At 63.3% G+C, this 17,777-nt stretch carries 14 protein-coding genes; 3 read left to right on the top strand and 11 right to left on the bottom strand.

Going from position 1 to position 17,777, the window contains the following annotated elements; all coding sequences use genetic code 11:
- The first annotated feature begins 92 nt into the window (after window positions 1–92).
- Complete coding sequence (locus ACLB1G_RS03555) at window positions 93–674, top strand: DJ-1/PfpI family protein (protein ID WP_491625810.1); 582 nt, start codon at window positions 93–95, stop codon at window positions 672–674.
- On the opposite strand, the gene fghA is transcribed toward ACLB1G_RS03555, so the two are convergent.
- On the bottom strand, window positions 675–1,526 hold the full coding sequence (gene fghA, locus ACLB1G_RS03550; protein WP_491625809.1) for an S-formylglutathione hydrolase: 852 nt from the start codon (window positions 1,524–1,526) through the stop codon (window positions 675–677). It lies immediately after the preceding gene.
- Between the two features lie 86 nt (window positions 1,527–1,612).
- Here fghA and ACLB1G_RS03545 point away from each other — a divergent pair, with 86 nt between their 5' ends.
- Together ACLB1G_RS03545 and ACLB1G_RS03540 are read left to right on the top strand one after the other, a co-directional pair.
- The gene (locus tag ACLB1G_RS03545) at window positions 1,613–2,794 is read left to right on the top strand and encodes a cation:proton antiporter (RefSeq protein ID WP_491625808.1); all 1,182 of its coding nucleotides are present in this window, start codon (window positions 1,613–1,615) and stop codon (window positions 2,792–2,794) included.
- A 1-nt stretch (window position 2,795) separates the two neighbouring features.
- Window positions 2,796–3,914 carry a YbdK family carboxylate-amine ligase gene (locus ACLB1G_RS03540; protein ID WP_491625807.1) on the top strand — a complete coding sequence of 373 codons (1,119 nt, stop codon included), beginning with the start codon at window positions 2,796–2,798 and terminating at the stop codon, window positions 3,912–3,914.
- A 9-nt stretch (window positions 3,915–3,923) separates the two neighbouring features.
- Here the strand turns inward: ACLB1G_RS03540 and ACLB1G_RS03535 are convergent, their stop codons facing one another.
- From ACLB1G_RS03535 to tssF, 10 genes are all read right to left on the bottom strand, one after another.
- The gene (locus ACLB1G_RS03535) at window positions 3,924–4,265 is read right to left on the bottom strand and encodes a hypothetical protein (protein WP_491625806.1); all 342 of its coding nucleotides are present in this window, start codon (window positions 4,263–4,265) and stop codon (window positions 3,924–3,926) included.
- 41 nt (window positions 4,266–4,306) lie between these two features.
- Window positions 4,307–4,648 (bottom strand): hypothetical protein, encoded by a 342-nt coding sequence (locus tag ACLB1G_RS03530; protein ID WP_491625805.1) that lies wholly within the window; start codon window positions 4,646–4,648, stop codon window positions 4,307–4,309.
- A 178-nt stretch (window positions 4,649–4,826) separates the two neighbouring features.
- Window positions 4,827–5,090, bottom strand: a complete 264-nt coding sequence (locus ACLB1G_RS03525; protein WP_491625804.1) for a PAAR domain-containing protein — start codon at window positions 5,088–5,090, stop codon at window positions 4,827–4,829.
- A gap of 16 nt (window positions 5,091–5,106) precedes the next feature.
- A complete protein-coding gene (locus ACLB1G_RS03520; protein ID WP_491625803.1) occupies window positions 5,107–6,432 on the bottom strand; it encodes a virulence factor in 1,326 nt (441 codons plus the stop codon).
- Window positions 6,429–8,594, bottom strand: coding sequence for a T6SS effector phospholipase Tle3 domain-containing protein (locus tag ACLB1G_RS03515; protein WP_491625802.1), 2,166 nt, complete (start codon window positions 8,592–8,594; stop codon window positions 6,429–6,431). Before ACLB1G_RS03515 ends, ACLB1G_RS03520 begins: the two co-directional genes overlap by 4 nt.
- Before the next feature lie 17 nt (window positions 8,595–8,611).
- The gene (locus ACLB1G_RS03510; protein ID WP_491625801.1) at window positions 8,612–9,952 is read right to left on the bottom strand and encodes a hypothetical protein; all 1,341 of its coding nucleotides are present in this window, start codon (window positions 9,950–9,952) and stop codon (window positions 8,612–8,614) included.
- Entirely contained in the window at window positions 9,949–12,099 is a 2,151-nt protein-coding gene (locus ACLB1G_RS03505; RefSeq protein ID WP_491625800.1) for a T6SS effector phospholipase Tle3 domain-containing protein, read from the bottom strand. The genes ACLB1G_RS03510 and ACLB1G_RS03505 overlap by 4 nt, the downstream gene beginning before the upstream one ends.
- 3 nt (window positions 12,100–12,102) lie before the next feature.
- Window positions 12,103–14,838 (bottom strand): type VI secretion system Vgr family protein, encoded by a 2,736-nt coding sequence (locus ACLB1G_RS03500; protein WP_491625799.1) that lies wholly within the window; start codon window positions 14,836–14,838, stop codon window positions 12,103–12,105.
- Window positions 14,839–14,910: 72 nt separating this feature from the next.
- Window positions 14,911–15,906, bottom strand: coding sequence for a type VI secretion system baseplate subunit TssG (tssG, locus tag ACLB1G_RS03495; RefSeq protein ID WP_491625798.1), 996 nt, complete (start codon window positions 15,904–15,906; stop codon window positions 14,911–14,913).
- The gene (gene tssF / locus ACLB1G_RS03490; protein ID WP_491625797.1) at window positions 15,870–17,660 is read right to left on the bottom strand and encodes a type VI secretion system baseplate subunit TssF; all 1,791 of its coding nucleotides are present in this window, start codon (window positions 17,658–17,660) and stop codon (window positions 15,870–15,872) included. The genes tssG and tssF overlap by 37 nt, the downstream gene beginning before the upstream one ends.
- Window positions 17,661–17,777 lie beyond the last annotated feature (117 nt).

Below are 17,777 nucleotides of genomic sequence, written 5' to 3'. Positions count from 1 at the left end.
GCCACGCGGCTGTCACAGGATCGCGGTAAGATCGCAGGGCCGGGGCGGCGTCAGCTACCCCGGCCCTGTTCATTTTCTCGAAAGGAGATACCGTGGCAGCTAAAAAGATACTTTTTCTGACGGGCGATTTCGCGGAGGATTATGAAACCATGGTGCCGTTCCAGGCACTGCAGGCCGTGGGCCACACGGTGCACGCCGTCTGCCCGGACAAGAAGGCCGGCGACAGCGTGAAAACCGCTATCCATGACTTCGAAGGCGACCAGACCTACACCGAGAAGCCGGGCCATCGCTTCACCCTGAACGCCAGCTTTGCCGAGGCCGACGTGGCCAACTACGACGCCCTGGCCATCGCTGGCGGCCGCGCGCCGGAATACCTGCGCCTGAACCCGCGCGTAATCGAGCTGGTCCGGCAGTTCGCGCAGGCCGGCAAGCCGATTGCCGCCATCTGCCACGCGGCCCAGCTGCTGGCTGCCGCCGACGTCATCCGCGGCAAGAAGATTTCCGCCTATCCGGCCTGCTCGCCGGAGGTGAAACTGGCGGGCGGCGAGTATGCCGACATCCCTGTGGACCAGGCCGTCACAGACGGCATCTTCGTGACCGCCCCGGCCTGGCCCGCGCATCCGGCCTGGATCGCCCAGTTCCTGCGCGTGCTGGGCACGGAAATCAAACTCTAGCTACAGCGCCTTCAGCTGGCGGCTGTGGAAGCGCAGGTGGTCTTCCATGAAGGTCGCGATGAAGTAATAGCCGTGGTCGTAGCCCGCGTGGCGCCGCAATTCCAGCGGCTGCGCGGCGTTGCGGCAGGCCGCCTCGAACACTTCCGGATACAGCTGCTCGGCCAGGAATTTGTCGCTCATACCCTGGTCGATCAGGATGCCGGCCGGGAAGGGCGTATGGGCGCGCGACATCAGCAGGCTGGCGTCGTATTGCTCCCAGTCGGCCTGGTTGTCGCCCAGATAGCCGCTGAAGGCCTTCTTGCCCCAGGGGCACAGGGACGGCGCGGCAATGGGCGCGAAGGCCGACACCGAGCGGAACAAATCAGGACGCTTCAGGGCCATGGTCAGCGCCCCGTGGCCGCCCATGGAGTGGCCGAAGATGCCGGTGCGTTCACCATCGACAGGCAATTCCCGGATGAGCAGCTCGCGCAGCTCGTGGATGTAGCTGTACATGCGGTAGTGCTGGCGCCAGGCGGGGGTGGTGGCGTCCAGGTAGAAGCCGGCGCCTACGCCGAAGTCCCAGCTGTCGGTCTCGCCTTCGACGCCGGCGCCGCGCGGGCTGGTGTCGGGCGCCACCAGGATCAGGCCTTCCTCGGCCGCCACGCGCTGGGCGCCGGCCTTGATGGGGAAGGTCTCCTCGGTGCAGGTCAGGCCGGCCAGGTAGAACAGGGCCGGCAGCTTGCCGGCGCCTTCCTGTGCCTGGGCCGGGATGAAGACGGAAAAACGCATGGCCAATCCGATGGCGTCGGATTGGTGGCGGTAAAACCGCTGCACGCCGCCATGGCAGGCGTGTTCGCTCAATAGTTCCAGCATGTGGGATTCCTTATGTTCCCCAGCGCACAGATGGCTGGGCCGCTATAGGTCAGAATTGTACAAGTATCTTTAAAAAGGAGAAGTACATGCCGGATTTCCAGGTCTTGATGACCGACCTCGGTTGGCCCTTCGCCATTGCCCTGGCCTGGCTGGGCGGTGAACTGGTGCACCGCTGGACCCGTTTGCCGCGCATCAGTGCGTATGGCCTGATCGGCTTCTTGCTGTCCCAGGCCCTGCCGGACGAGCTGAGCAGCGGCGCCGCCAGCAGCGTCACCATCCTCGCCAACCTGGCCTTCGGCCTGATCCTGTTTGAATTCGGCTACCGCATCAACCTGCACTGGCTGCGCATCAATCCCTGGATCGCGCTCAGCGGCCTGGTGGAATCGGCCGCCACCTTTGGCGTGGTGTACGCCATTGCCACCGTCACCGGCATGCCGCCGCTGACGGCGCTGCTGCTGGCGTCGCTGGCCATGTCCACCTCGCCCGCCGGCGTGCTGCGCGTGATCAACGAGGAAAACAGCGCCGGCCAGGTGACCGAGCGCGTGCTGCACCTGGTGGCCATCAACTGCGTGCTGGCCGTGTTCACTTTTAAAACCGTGGTGGGATTCTGGGTGTTCCAGACCTCGGGCAGCCTGACCCAGGCGATTTCGCACAGCGGCATCGAACTGCTGGTGTCGGCCGCCATGGGCGCCGTGCTGGGCAAGCTGGTGCCGGCCGTGCTGCGCATGCTGGGCGCGCTGGCCCGCGACGGCACGGTGGCCTTCGCCCTCGGCGTGGTGCTGCTGGTGGCGCTCGCCAACGCCTTTGAAGTGTCGCCGGTGCTTGCCGCGCTCACCTTCGGCATCACGGCGCGCCACAGCCGCGTCGTGTTCAGCCGCACCGAGCGCAATTTCGGCGGCCTGGGCGAACTGCTGACCGTGCTGCTGTTCGTGTTTGCCGTGTCCACCCTGGAGTGGCAGCGGGTGGTGGCAGGCGCCGGGCTGGCCCTGGTGCTGCTGCTGGCGCGTTTCATCGTCAAGGCGGCCAGCGTGGCGCTGTTTGCGCGCGTCAGCGGCATCACCTGGCGCAAGGGCCTCCTGACCGGTATCGCGCTGGCGCCCATGTCGGTGTTCGTCACCCTGCTGCTGGAGCAGACCCGTTACATGGGCATCGTGCTGGTCGACGAACTGGCCGCCCTGGCCGCCATGACCCTGCTGATGGAAGTATTCGGCCCCATCCTCACCCAGCGCGCCCTGATCTGGGCCCGCGAATCTCAACCGGAGGACTGACATGCCCTTGGAACCGTTCAAATCCTCCACCCCGCTGACCATGGGCGTGGAGCTGGAGCTGCAGCTGGTCAGCTTGTCCGACTACGACCTGACCGCGTCCAGCCCCGACCTGCTGCACCTGCTGAGCCGCAAGCCTTTCCCCGGCAACGTCACGCCGGAAATCACGGAAAGCATGATCGAGATTAACAGCGACGTGCACACCGAGCATACGGCCCTGCTGGCGCAGCTGGAACTGATCCGCGATACCCTCGTGCAGGCCGGCGAGCAGCTCAATATCGGCATCTGCGGCGGCGGCACCCATCCGTTCCAGAAATGGTCGGAGCGGCGCATCTTTTCCAAGCCGCGCTTCAAGGAAGTGTCCGAGCTGTATGGCTACCTGGCCAAGCAGTTCACCATCTTCGGCCAGCATGTGCACATAGGCTGCGGCAATGGCGACGATGCGCTGTACCTGCTGCATGCGCTGAGCCGCTATGTGCCGCATTTCATTGCGCTCTCGTCTTCTTCGCCGTATGTGCAGGGCAATGACACCCTGTTCAATTCGGCGCGCCTGAATTCCGTGTTTGCCTTCCCCATGAGCGGACGGGCGCCGTTCCTGCTGAACTGGCAGGAATTCGAGCAGCAGTATTTCGCCAAGATGGAGCACACCGGCGTCATCAAGAGCATGAAGGACTTTTACTGGGACATCCGGCCCAAGCCGGAGTACGGCACCATCGAGCTGCGCGTGTGCGACACGCCGCTGACGGTGGAGCGGGCGGCGGCCATCGCCAGCTACCTGCAGGCCCTGTGCCGCTACCTGCTGGAGCGGCGCGAGGCGGCCCCGGCCGAGGATGATTACCTGGTCTACAACTACAACCGCTTCCAGGCTTGCCGCTTCGGGCTGGATGGCACGGTGGTGCATCCGAAGACCTACGAGAGCCTGTCGCTGCGCGAGGATATCCTGACCACCTTGCGCAAGATGGAGCAGCACGGCGCCGCGTTAGGGGGCAGCGCCGCGCTGGCCCATCTGATGCGCGTCACCCACGAGGGCAGCGACGCGCATTATTTGCGCCAGCAGTTCGAGCAGAGCGGCAGCGCCGAAGGCATGGTGGCGGCTGCGATCGGCCGCTTCCGCGGTCGCTGATGGCGCTGGTCAGCCGTAGTCCCAGAAGCCGCTGGTGTTGCCGGACACCCTGCCGTTGTTGCAGGTGAAGGTGATTTTTTCGCTGTTGTACTGGTCCGGCGTCATGACGTGGTAGCCGGAATAGTCCTGCCAGCTCATGGATGCGCCCACTTCCACGCTCTGGCCGTCGGCCAGCGCGGGGATCTCCCAGCTGAACCAGGCGTAGCTCCAGTCTTCGGAATAGACGGTGGGATTGCAGCCGCCATCGCCGGAGGGGTTGTCCAGCCAGTAGCCGAACACGGTGGCCTGGGCCGGGACGGACGCGGCGCCGGCGAGCAGTGCGAGGGTTAGTGCAGCCATCAGTTTTTTCATTGCTGTCTCCTTATGCGTGGCGGGAAGTGTGGTCGCAGCGGTTAATTGCCGGCCCAGTAGCCATTGCCACCGCCGGAAATCGTGCCGTTATTGCAGGTAAAGGTGGCCTTGGGGCTGTAGTACTGATCCGCCGGCAGGAAGTAGTAGCCCGAGTTGTTCCACCAGTACTTGTCTGCGCCCACATCGATGCTCTCCCCATCCGCCAGCGCGGGTATGTTCCAGGTATAGGATTCGTTGCCACTCCAGTCTTCAAAGTAGGCGGCCGCGTTGCAGCCGCCGTCTTCGCCCGGGTTGTAGTACGTTGGCGTGTAACCTGCCTCGGCTGGCAGGGCGATCAGGGTAGAGAGCAATGCGGCGGTCACTGCAGCGTACAGTTTCTTCATTCCTTGTCTCCTCATGCGTTGTGGATGTCGGCGCGCCTAGTGTTGCTGGCGCCGAGGAATGGTAGCAACTTGATAACGGATTGCTGCTCAATTTCTTGATTATCGTCTCAGGCGTGGGCTGAAACAGACACTGCGGAGCTGACGTATCAACATGAGTTTTCCGCCGGGGATGAGGCGGTTATCCGCGCCCGCTGGCCGGCATCGTGGAGATGAGCGTTGCCCCGCAACTGGTGCGGTGGCCGTCGAAGGCTACCGGCACGCCATCGATCAGGACATCGGGGTCTCCTTCCGCGATGACGCAGTTGTCGTGTCCGCGTATCGGGCACATGCAGCGGTCGCCCTGGCGCGCGACCGCCACGCCGTGGACCTTGCTGTTGGGCGCGGCCTGCATGACTTTGCCGCCGTGGCTGGTGGGGTCGTTCAAGCGGATGACGCCTCGCATGGTGAGTCTCCTGGTATCAGCGTGAATAGCCTTGGGTGTAGTCTGCCGGTGCGTCGTCGCGAAGCCCCCACCACATCAGGTAGGCGTATTTGCCGCTGCGGGCGCGGAACCAGGGCTCGTCGGGCTTGATCGGGCGGACCTTGGCTGGCGGGGTGACCACCACGGCGGTGAGTTTGTCGGCTTCGGTTGTGCCGGCCACTAGTACATTCGCGCCCAGGTGGTTGGCGTAGGCGATGGCCAGGGCGACATTGGTGAGGGCGGAGCCGGCGCCCATATCGCCCAGCAGCGCCGAGGTGTTGAAGGTTTGCTGCACGAAGTCCAGCCCGGGCAGCTCGGTGGTGATGGTTTGCGCCAGCGGTCCCAAGCGGTCGGAGGATAGAGGATGGACGTTGCCCGCGTCGTGGATGACGTAGCCGATATCGGTGGTTTGTTTGCCCGAATTGGCGGCGGCTTGCTTGAAGGCGGCGCTCCAGGCCTGCACGGGGCGCGGTGGCAGCTCGGTCTTCGCTTCGTAGTTGTCCAGTTGCTCAACGGCAGGCATGCCGATCCAGGCTAAAGGCGCCCGCCCGGTCTTGTAGGTGGGGCCAGCGAGCACCAGCAGGACCAGGTTTTCAGTCATCTGTTCATCTTGCGGAAAAGCGGGGGCATCCCAGTTCATGGCCCACACTGTTTCGTCAGGATGATTACGCAAATAGTTCAACGCGTTCTCCAATGAAACGAAGCCTGCACTACATCCTCCGGTATTAAGATGAATATCGGGCGGGCTGCCTTTTGACCATAAGGTCGGCTCGTGTGGATTCCCTATTTGCAGGATGCCTAACATTTCGTCCAGAAGAACGTGTTTCGCCGATGACAAGTTTTCCGAGCGTGTCGAGACTGCATATTCGATGTGAGCGCCACCTAGCTCGCGCCACCTTTTTTGGTCTTTTCCCTGAACATTGTAGAAGTATTCAGTGTCGCCAAAGTATTGGCTTTGCATTGGTGCAATGAGCTGAGTGATATACCCACGATGAAATCCATTAAATACGTCCGGGTTGCCGCTTGAGTCTATTATTGCGGTTACAGGTTGAACTTTAGTGTATTTTTGAGGATTACTTTTAACCATTTCGTCATTCGGGTTCGGCTTAACCTTCCCTAAAGTCCATAATAATTGCCATTCTGTCGAATAATCTTTCCGTTGTAGAGGATTGAGCCATTGCAGACCTACTACTTGGGCCACCTGAGGCAGGCTTCCCGTCGGGGCTGCCGAGGATACAAGCCCTTGGCTGAGCAAAGGAATCGTCACGGAAATTATCTTGGCTTTATTTTTATTTTTCCTTATTAGTTCTGATAAGATTTTCACAGTATTCCTCCATGTGGTGACTTAATAGGTTTGTTTCTTCTCTGGTTTGAAATTAGTGAAGGCATACTGGCCTCGGAGTTGTCCTGGTTGGCCCACTTATGCAATTCCAGATCGAGAAACTTACCGCGGGTGTTATATGCATTCATCGGAACCGAGTTATATTCCGGCTTCATTGCAACCAGACGCCAATCAGCCAATATTCGCAGCTCACGCATTTTTCGAGGAGGGATATACGCCACCCCAATCGCCACGTCATACGCCAGCGCCTTTTCCGCGTGCATGGGATTGGTCAAAATACTGGAATGGTCGGTGGCGTAGGCGCCGGCTGTGTCCGCCAGGTGCTGTTTGATTTTCTGGTTGCGCCAGGCGGTGTATTCGGGACTGGCCTTGTCCGGGTCGTCCTCTTGCACGACTTTTTCATCGCTGCGGTACAGCTTCTCGCGCTTGGCCTGCATGCGCAGCTGGGCGTGGTGTTCGTAGCGCAGCGCCGCCTCGTCGGTGGCCGTGCCTTTGCCTGCCGTGGTGCGCTGGTGCGCGCCGTCCATGCCGCCCATGGGGATCACGTAGTCGCCGGCATAGGCGTCGCCATCGCCGCGAACCGCGTTTGCGTTGCGCGACTCGCCGGGGGCGTCGTAATCCTGGTCGAACTGGCTTGAGCTTTTGCCAAAGCGCATGGCCTCTGGCATGAAGCAGGGAAGCGCGGGCGCCTTGATCGGGATTTCCCAATCCTTGGGCGGCAGGCCGTTGACGCTCAGCGGCAGCGCCCTGGTGGCGAAAATCAGCAGCGGCGCCGTCACCACGGTGAGGATTTTCGCGGCCCAGGAATCGGCGGCCGCCAGCCCCTGGACCATCGAATACTGTGCCGTCTTGGCGCGCGGATACCAGAAATCCTCGCTGCCGGGATTGGGCTTGCGGTAGTGGTCATGCCAATAGTGGTAAGCCTTGCCGTACTGGCCGACTTCGTATCCCTGGGCGAACACGCGCTGGGTGAACACGCCTTCCCCTTGCGCTTTGGCGATGTCGTCGGCCGACAGGCCGCGCCAGCCCATGCCTTGCACCGCCAGCGATCCGATCACCTGGTCGTGCGGGCAGCAATACAGGGTGACGCGGCCATAGGTCCAGTCATGGCCGGGCAGGGCGTACTTGGCCGCATCGCTGGCGGCGGTGAAGCCATGCGTGGCATTGGCCATCTCCTTGTCGATGCGCACGCTGGTCTGCGTGGCGGCCAGTTCCTGCCGCTTGCGCACAATGGCGAAGAAGTTTTTCAGCGTATCGAGACGGGCCTGGAGGGTCTGGCGGCCGCTGCGCCCGGCGGCATCCTTGATGCGGCCCTGGGACCAGTCCTCGGTCATGTTGGATTCGAGCACGCTGTAGGGCGGATTGCACAGCACGTAGTTGTCGGCCACGCAGGGCGCGCTCTTGCCGTTTTTCGTGACCGGCGCCATGCGCTCGCCGAGAAAGGCGGCCGCCATCCCGACCATGTTGCCCTGGCTGTGGCAGACGATGGTGATGGGGCAGTCGACCTGGACCTGCCGGATGGCCTCGACCAGCTTGGCCAGGCGGTAGGCGGCCAGCACCATGTAGGCGCGCGGCGGGCAGGTGTAGACCTGGCGTTCGGCCATGGGGTTCAGGTGCTGCACCTGCAGCCACATGAACAGCTCGGCCGACAGTCCCTCGGTCCACAGGTCGGGCAGGGAAGTGCACCCATTGGCAAAGGGGCCGCCGCCCCAGTAGTCTTCCTCGTTGAGGTAGATGCCGCTGCCGTATTCCTGCAGCTCGCGGCCTGCAGCCTTGTAGCCCCAGCGGAAGCGCAGCACGGGCGAATAGCTGTGCGTGTCGTCGATGAAGGTCTTGGGGCCGTAGTCGGGATTGAGGTAACCCTGGTCGGTGAGTTCGCGGCGGTAAGTGGGCGGCGTCAGCTGTCCGCCTGCCGGACCGGGATAGGCGAGGTGCTGGTCCTCGCGCCGCAGCCGGCTGTTGAGGCCTTTGCACAGGCCGGCTTCGGCGGCGTCATACCACTCGCCATCGGAGTTCACGCCGTGCACCAAGATGACGATGCCGGGCAGGGGCAGCGGCCAGGGGACGTTGTCGTCGCCGCCGCCAGGATAGGGCAGGGTGATTGCAAGTTTGCACAAGGAATGATCGGCTTCAGGTGTCTGCATGGCACGCCCTGCTCTCGCTACTGCGAAAAACCTTGGCTATAGTCTTGGGGAGCGTCGTCGCGGAGACCCCACCACATCAGGTAGGCGTATTTGCCGCTGCGGGCGCGGAACCAGGGCTCGTCGGGCTTGATGGGGCGGACTTTGGCAGGCGGCGCGACGACGACGGCGGTCAGCTTGTCTGGCTCGGTGGTGCCGGCCACAAGTACGCTGTCGCCAAAATGATTGGCGTGCGCGATGGCCAACGCGACATTGGTGAGGGCCGTTCCAGCGCCCATTTCGCCCAGCAATGCCGGCGTGTTGAATGTCTGTTTGGTGAAATCCAGGCCTTGCAGTTCAGTGGCGATGGTTTGAGCGAGCGGGCGGATGCGCTCAGACGATGCCGGGTGCACGGTGTTTGCGTCATGGATGATGTAGCCGATGTCGCTGATTTTCTTACCTGAGTGGATTGCTGCCTGTTTGAATGCGCTGGTCCAGGCTTGCACTTCACGGGAAGGCAGATCGTCTTTCGCTTCGTAGCGTTCCAACGGTTCCACTGCGGGAGGACCGATCCACGCCAGCGGCGCTCGGCCTGTTTTGTAGTTGGGCCCCGCCAGCACGAGCAGTACCATGTTCTCATTGATCTGTTCGTCCAGCGGATAGCTTGGAGCATCTGCATTCATCACCCAGGCCGTTTCGTTGGGGTGGGACTGCAGATAAGCCATCGCCTTTTCCAATGATTGAAAGCCCGCGCTGGCGCCACCCTGGGTAACGTGGATGTCTGGCGGGCTGTCCCGTGTCCATGTTGTCGGCATGGACGGATTTCCCATTGCAAAGATCTGCTGCATTGTTTGCTTTAGGTAATCATGAGCTGCCGCGGCCGTAATGCGTGTTGCAGGCACAGCATATTCAACGTGTATTCCCGCAAGTTCACGCCAAGTAGTTTTATTCTCTAAAGAATGAACGTTGTAAAAATATCGTGAGTCGCCAAAGTAGCGGCCATGGAAACGAGACAAGAGCGTAAGTATATATGATCCAATAAAGCTATTGAAAAAGTCCGTCTCCCCATTTGAAACTGCAATTGCCGTAACCGAATTAATGGCCGAATATTTTTTCGGATTATTTTTTGCCATTTCGTCATCATGATTCGGCATGGCTTTTCCTAAGGTCCAAAGCAGCTGCCATTCGGTTGGGTAATCTTTTCTCTGTAGAGGATTCAACCACTGCAGGCCTACAACCTGGAAAATCTTTGGTTCTACTACCTTTGGGCTATCAGGTAACGCCGTATTTCCTGACTGTACCACTGTACTTAATAATGAAAAGGCAATGGTTTTAGTGCGCGAAGGTATGATTTGTTTGAAAATTTTTATTAATAAGTTCATGGGAGACCTCTTGGTGTGGGAAATTTTGAATTTTTTCTGATATTAAGTATTGATAATGGCATGGATACAATCGCCTCTTGATTGGACCAATCATGTAGTTCCTTATTCCCATAGAGGCCGGAGATGAAATATCGGTATAAGAAATCATCAGGGTAATCTGTGGCCGCTAATCGCCAATCAGCCAATATTCGCAGCTCATGCATTTTTAGAGGAGGGATATACGCCACCCCAATCGCCACGTCATACGCCAGCGCTTTTTCGGCATGCATAGGATTGGTCAAAATGCTGGAGTGGTCGGTGGCGTAGGCGTCGGCCGTGTCGGCCAGGTGCTGTTTGATTTTCTTGTTGCGCCAGTCGGTATATGTGGGACTGGCCTTGTCCGGCTCATCCTCTTGCACGACTTTTTCATCGCTGCGGTACAGCTTTTCGCGTTTGGCCTGCATGCGCAGCTGGGCGTGGTGTTCATAGCGCAGCCCCGCCTCGTCGGTGGCCGTGCCTCTGCCTGCCGTGGTGCGCTGTTGCGCGCCGTCCATGCCGCCCATGGGGATTACATAATCTCCGGCATAGGCGTCGCCTTCGCTGCGCACCGCGCTGGCGTTGCGCGACTCGCCGGGAGCGTCGTAATCCTGGTCGAACTGGCTGGAGCTGCAGCCAAAGCGCATGGCTTGCGGCACGAAAGTGGAAAGCGCGGGCGCCGCGATCGGGATTTTCCAGTCCTTGGGCGGCAGGCCGTTGACGCTCAAGGGCAGCGCCCTGGTGGCGAAAATTAGCAGCGGCGCCGTCACCACGGTGAGAATCTTGGCGACCCAGGAATCGGAAGCCGCCAAGCCCCTGTCGATCGAATACCGCGCCGTTTTGGCGCGCGGATACCAGAAATCCTCGCTGCCGGGATTGGGCTTGCGATAGTGGTCATGCCAATAGTGGTAAGCCTTGCCGTACTGGCCGACTTCGTATCCCTGCGCGAACACGCGCTGGGTGAACACGCCTTCGCCTTGCGTCTTGGCGATTTCGTCGGCCGACAGGCCGCGCCAGCCCATGCCCTGCACCGCCAGCGATCCGATCACCTGGTCGTGCGGGCAGCAATACAGGGTGACGCGGCCATAGGTCCAGTCATGGCCCGGCAGGGCATACTTGGCCGCGTCGCTGGCGGCGGTAAAGCCATGCGTGGCATTGGCCATCTCATTGTCGATGCGCACGCTGGTCTGCGTGGCGGCCAGTTCCTGCCGCTTGCGCAGGATGGCGAAGAAGTTTTTCAGCGTATCGAGGCGGGCTTGCACGGTCTGGCGGCCGCTGCGCCCGGCGGCATCCTTGATGCGGCCCTGCGACCAGTCTTCGGTCATGTTGGATTCGATCACGCTGTAGGGTGGATTGCAGAGTACGTAGTTGTCGGCCACGCAGGGCGCGCTCTTGCCGTTCTTGGCGACCGGCGCCATGCGTTCGCCGAGGAAGGCGGCCGCCATCCCGACCATGTTGCCCTGGCTGTGGCAGACAATGGTGATGGGACAGTCGACCTGGACCTGGCGGATGGATTCGACCAGCCTGGCCAGGCGGTAGGCGGCCAGCACCATGTAGGCGCGCGGCGGGCAGGTGTAGACCTGGCGTTCGGCCACGGGGTTGAGGTGCTGGACTTGCAGCCACATGAACAGCTCGGCCGACAGGCCCTCGGTCCACAGGTCGGGCAGGGAGGTGCAGCCGTTGGCGAAGGGGCCGCCGCCCCAGTAGTCTTCCTCGTTGAGGTAGATGCCGCTGCCGTATTCCTGCAGCTCGCGGCCGGCGGCCTTGTAGCCCCAGCGAAAGCGCAGCACGGGAGAGTAGCTGTGTTGGTCGTCGATGAAGGTCTTGGGGCCGTAGTCGGGATTGAGGTAACCCTGGTCGGTGAGTTCGCGGCGGTAAGTGGGCGGCGTCAGCTGTCCGCCTGCCGGACCGGGATAGGCGAGGTGCTGGTCCTCGCGCCGCAGCCGGCTGTTGAGGCCTTTGCACAGGCCGGCTTCGGCGGCGTCATACCACTCGCCATCGGAGTTCACGCCGTGCACCAAGATGACGATGCCCGGCAGGGGCAGCGGCCAGGGGATGTTGTCGTCGCCGCCGCCGGGATAGGGCAGGGTGACAGCAAGTTTGCACTGCATGGTATCGGCGGACGTGGACATGGGTCAGCCCCCGTTGTCGTCGCCCAGCACCGCGCTGATCTCATAGGGCTGGAACTGGTCGGTGACAATTTCGCTGGTCCTGCCGTCGGCGCCGCTGGGCTGGCCGGCGCCCGCTTCGCCCTTGGGCGCCACGACCAGCTTACGGCCCTCGATGGGACCGCCATCGGTCGAACGCACCAGGCGCGGTGTGCGCCGCAGGGGCGCCTCCTGGAATACCGGCAGCTCGGCCCGCATGCTGGCTGGTCCATTCCAGTGATGGCTGGCGCTCTTGACGGTGAAGGCGCCCGGCCCGCCCAGCTCTACCTCACCACCAGAGAGCTTCAGGTAAGCGCCGCCCGCCGTCATGAAGACGATTTCATCCTGCGCCATGCCCTGCATGCGCGTCCTGGAGGTCAATTGCAGCTCCCTGGCTGCGTTCAGGCTCATGCTGTCGTGCTGGCTCTGCATCAGGAACTGGCCGTGATGGGCGATTGCGCGCACCCCGCCCTGGTGCGCGAACAGGGCCACGCCTTGTCCTGCCTGCACACTGCAGCGCTGGGCCGCGCTGAGCTGGACATGTCCTTGCGCCACGCTATCGAGGTTGCCACCGGCCGTGCTCAGCACCGACTTCGGCGTGGCCAGCGCGATACCGTCAGGCGCCGTGATGCCAATAATGGGTTTGCCGCCTGCGATGCTGCCGGCCGCCTGCACGTCCGCTTGCAGCTCGGCCGAGGCCGACTCGTCCAGCGGCATGCCACCATGCTCTGCCGCATAGCGTCCCAGCGATTTGAAGAGTTCCAGGCAGTCGCCCATGAGCGCGGCCTGTTCGCTGTTGCTCAAGTGCGGTCCGGCGCCATCGAGCCTCTGCCAGGCCGAGATCAGCAGCGACTTGGCGGTGCGCAGGCTGCCGTGGGCGTCGCTGCGCAGCTCGAACCCTGCGCCGCGCGGCTCAGCCTGGCCGTTGCTGCGCGGCGTGGTGAGGTAGCCGAGGTTGAGCTGGGTCGCCGCATGGTCACTGGCCAACTGCGCGCTGATCTGGCCGCCGGTATCGTCGAAGCGCAGCTGGTTGCCGCGCTGGCCCCGCATTTCCCTGCTGCGCAGGCCGGAAAGCATCCTGTTGCCGGGCAGCCCATCGGCGCCGCCGAAGGCGGGCGGAAGCGCGACGGCATTGTACAGCTGCCCCACCACCACCGGGCGGTCGGGGTCGCCACCCAGGAAATCGACCAGTACTTCGCTGCCGACGCGCGGCAGCAGCACGGTCCCGCATTGCTGGCGCATGCCGGGGCCGTTGCCCGCCCAGCTGGTGGCCACGCGCACCCAGGCTGAGTCGGTCTCCGTGCCCGATGCACCGGCGCCTTGCGCATGGGCGTGATCGGCGCTGCGCGTGCCTGCCAGCCGTATCTTGATGCGGCCCTGGACATCGCAGTACACCTCGTCCGCCACCGGACCGACCACCGTCGCGCTTTGCAGGCGCGGATGCGGCAGGTCGCGTTCGGGATCGTAATCGGGCACGATGGCCACGCCGCGCCGCACGCAGCTGAACTCGCTGGTGTAGCGCAGGTCCGATTGCCGGACGCTGGCGTCCGTGGCGCCCCAGCCGCTCTCGGAAAACAGGCGGTCGATGCGCGCATCGACCGCCTTGGGCAGGTTGCTGCGGGCCTGCACCGAGAGCGAGGTGACCACGAACTGGCGCTCCTCGCTGGCGTGCTGGTCGATTTCCGCGTGTCCGGCCAGGCTGAACCATTCTCCAGCGCGCAGGTCGCGCACGCCGCCTTCGCCGCGGAAGCATTTGCTGTCGTAGGCATAGCGGGACATGCGCAGCTGGCCGAAACGCTGGAAGTCATCGCCATCCTCGCCCAGGTGGGGCATTACGACGCGATAGTCGTCCAGTGTGGCGGCCAGCCGGTTGCCCTGCCGGCCCTGGTCGGTATCGCTGCTGGACCGGGTTTGCATGAAGTCGCTGTTGCCAGGAGACGCGTAATCCCAGCTGAACAAGGCGGCCGATCCTGGCTGCAGTGTGCGCACCGCGTTCCAGGCGGTGACGGTGTCGCGCTGTTCGGTGGCATTGTCGCGGTGATAGCGCACTTCGCCTGCCATGCTGGGCGGCAGGCGCAGGGCATCGTCGAACAGCAGCAGCGTATGCATGGGGTAGCCGTCCTGCGCATGCGTTGGCCTGGTCACCCAGGAGATGCCGCGCCGCTTGAGCAGGCGGCGGACGAAAGCCGCATCCGATTCGTTATGCTGGAAGATGAATTCGCGCCTGGGCAGGTGACGGGAAGACAGCAGCGTGTCGATGGAAAAATCGAAGCCGGCGGCCAGCACCGTGTTGTACTGGCGCCATTCGTCCAGCAGCAGCCGGACGATATCGAGCTCGCTCTGCTGGCGGAACACGCGGGTGTTGACGCGCTTTTCCATCAGGGCCAGGGCGTCCCGCAGCACCAGCTGGTAGGTCGCCAATCCGCCATCGCTTTGCCCGGCGGCCGCTTCCGCCACGATGCCGTGGACGCCGTGCAGATTGCCCCGGTCCGTGACGATCTGCAGTTCCGCCGCCACGCCGATGAATTGTTTGAGCGCCAGGCAGGCGTCGCCGGCGACGCACAGGATGCGGTATTCGAGCCCGCCGCAAATGGCTTCCCGCCCCTGTATGCGCTGCGGCAGCAGCAAGTTTTCGGTGATGCCTTCGGCCATGGTCAGGCGTAGCCGCAGGGGGCGGTTGCTGCTGATGATATTGAGTGCAAGGTGCTGTTCGTCGCTATACATGCTGCCTCCAGTGCGTGGTCTCATCGAGCTGGCCAGTATCTGGCTTCCGTTGCCGGGCTGACTTGTGCAGGCTCAAGACGGGTGGATGTCGTAGCTCAGGTCGTCGCGATCCCGTCGCGGGCCTGTCTCGGGGAGAAAGCATTCCCAGCCCAGCCTCACGCCGCCTTGTCTTCCAAGCTGCACCGGCTGGACGTCGGCTGCACGCAATACCAGGCGCACCCGGTAGCACAGCGGCGGCAGGGCGGTCAGCTGCAGGAGTTGTCTTAGCGCCGCATACGCGCTGCCGTGATGCGGCAGGAACTCCTCGTATTGCGCGGTGTTCAGTGGGCCGATGCGCAATTCCACCCACAGGTCGGCGCGCCGGCTGGTTGCGCCCAGCATGGCGCCCTGGCCCAGGCGGCAGTTTTGCTTGCCCAGCAAGCTGCGGTCTTCCTCGCTGCACGCGACGCGGGCGGACAGATGTGTGACCACCTGGAACGGCACGGAAAAATAGTCGGATAACAGGTGTTCCAGCATGCCGGCGCTGAGATGGCGTTGCCTGAGGAGGGCGGCGTAGCGCGAGACGGTCTCGGGCGCGATCTGCAGTCGGCCTGCGCCGCTGGGCCAGCTGCCGGCCAGGGCGTGCTGCGCGGACTGGTATCCTGCTGCGGCCTCTGCATCGCACTCCATGCGGTGGGCGGCCCAGGCCCGGTACAGGCGCATGGGCGCATTGGCTGCCAGGCTGTCCAGGAAGGCGCGCGGAGCGCTGTCGCCATGCTGCTGCTCGTGGCGCAGCAGCGCTTCCGTGTAGTGCACGGGCAGCACGCCCTGGGCGCCCAGCAAGCTGAAGATGGGGGTCGTGATATGTACCTGCGGCCAGCCATCGTCGGCCAGGTATTCCAGGCTGATGGCTTCGATCTCGGCCGCGGCAAACGAGAGTTCCAGGCTGTTGTGGAAGTGCAGGCGCCGTGCCGGGTCCGGCAACCAGTCGCGTAGCAGCCGTATGGCTTGCAGCAGCTGGTAGCGGCCCGGATCCGCCAGCAGCTGCGCGATCAGAGCTGGCAGCGGTTGCCGTTGCGTGGTGGGCATCGCAGGATTTCCTGGCCGCTGTGCTGCGAGCGCAGCACCAGTCTCGTATAGCTGTTCAGGTGCACGTACAGTCCCAGCACATGCTCCAGCAATTGTGCGAACACGTGCAGTCCGCCGCCCACGTAGGCTTCCTCATCCACGGTGATGGTGATCTCCAGGCCGGCCACCTGGCCGCCGCCGTAAGCGTCGCGCATCCAGATGCAGCCTGGCCTCATGGACAGGCCGGTGATGCCGCTGATCTGGCGCTGCGTGGCTGATGTGCGGGGCAGGTTGTGGAGTTCCAGCATTTCCTTGAAGGCCGCCATTCCCTGTAGCCCCAAGGCTTGGTGATGCAGCGACAGTTGCGAGATCAAGCGCCAGTGCGCCTCGGCGTGGCTACCGACACGCCAGGGCTGCGTTGGCGCTTGCAGCAGGCGAACCGGCAGCTCCGCAGCAGGGCCTTGATGGCGCAACACGGCGCCCTCGCGCAGCCGGGTGGGCAGGGAGCGGTTGCTGCAAGTGAGTTCCACCGAGACCAGCCGCGCTTCCCCTGCGGACCGGCCCAAGCCGGGGTCGACCAGGCCCATGCGGTACTCGAAGCCGGGCCGGCTGGCGGCCGCCAGGTCGTCGCGGCGGGCGACCCAGTAGCGCCCATGCGCGCCGCCCGCCTCGCCGTGCCGCAGCGACTGGTAGGGACGGAATTCCTCGGGCGCGCCGGCGTGCTGGTCCTCGCGCATCACCCGTACCTGGTCGATGCTGTAGATATCGTAAGCATGGGCAAGCCTGGCGTCGGGCAGCAGGGGATAGTCGGCGCAGGTATGGTTGATGCGGATGGGCGCGGCCGCCTTGCTGAACAGGTTGACCACGGGCGTGCAATTGGACAGCAGGTGCTGCGGACCCAGTGTGCGCAGCAGCGTGTTGGCCTGGGTGAGAACCAGGTGCAGCGTCATGCGGCGCGCATCCGGGGGCAACTGCGCAGCGATGGCGCCGAGGTCGATATCAACGAAATTGAACTTGGCCGGGAAGGCAAAGTATTCGGTCATCAGCCGGTGCGCCGGATGCGTCATGCCATGCGGGGGCAGCAGCGCATGCGCGGGACCGAAACCCACCGGCAGCAGCGGCATGTGCGCCAGCGCCGTCCAGCTTCCTCCGGGCAGCTCGGCAAACGCGGCTGTCGCGTGCAGGAACAGCGCGTCGTGCAGGGCTGCGGCGAAGGAGGGCTCGCCGGCCAGGTGCAAGCGCAGCGGCTGCTGCTCCGCCGCCAGCGGTTCGGCGGATTGCAGGCTGATGGAGATCATCGCAGCCGCATGCCTGGGCATGTTGACAGCGGTGGGAGCCTCGATCACGCCGGTGTAGCGGGCGCCATCGAGCATGAGCGGCGTGATGCCGACGTCGTAGGCCGTGCTGAACTTGCAGATCACGCCATCCCGTTCGGCGGCGCTCATCAGCGTGCCACGCGGGATGATCGTGCGGCTGTGGCTTCCATCGTGGGCGACCTGAGCGATGGCGCAGGCAGGGAAGGGGCGCAGGCTATGGGGGAAATTGACCTCCAGCATGGCTTCCGTGAACTGCCGGTGCGAGTCGTCCAGCCGCTTGGCGCTGCGGGCGTTGAGCAAGGCCAGGGCCTGGATCAGCCGCTCAACATGGGGATCGCCCTGTTCACGGGCGCCCAGTCCCAGCCGGCCCGCCACGGCTGGGTAGCGCTGCGCGAAATCCGCTCCCAGCCGATACAGCTCGGACAGTTCGCTCTCGTAATATTTCAGCAATTGCTCCATGCCGGCTCCGTCGGTCTGACGGACCATTATGGAATAACTTTCCACGGCGCAAGTTGATCATCCGCAATCAGATCTGCGCGTCAACTCCATGATTGATTCTCCCGCCCGCCCCGCCGG

Source organism: Duganella kummerowiae (assembly GCF_053572355.1).
Note: the sequence above shows the minus strand (reverse complement) of the source record. Positions and strands in the feature narration are given on the sequence as shown.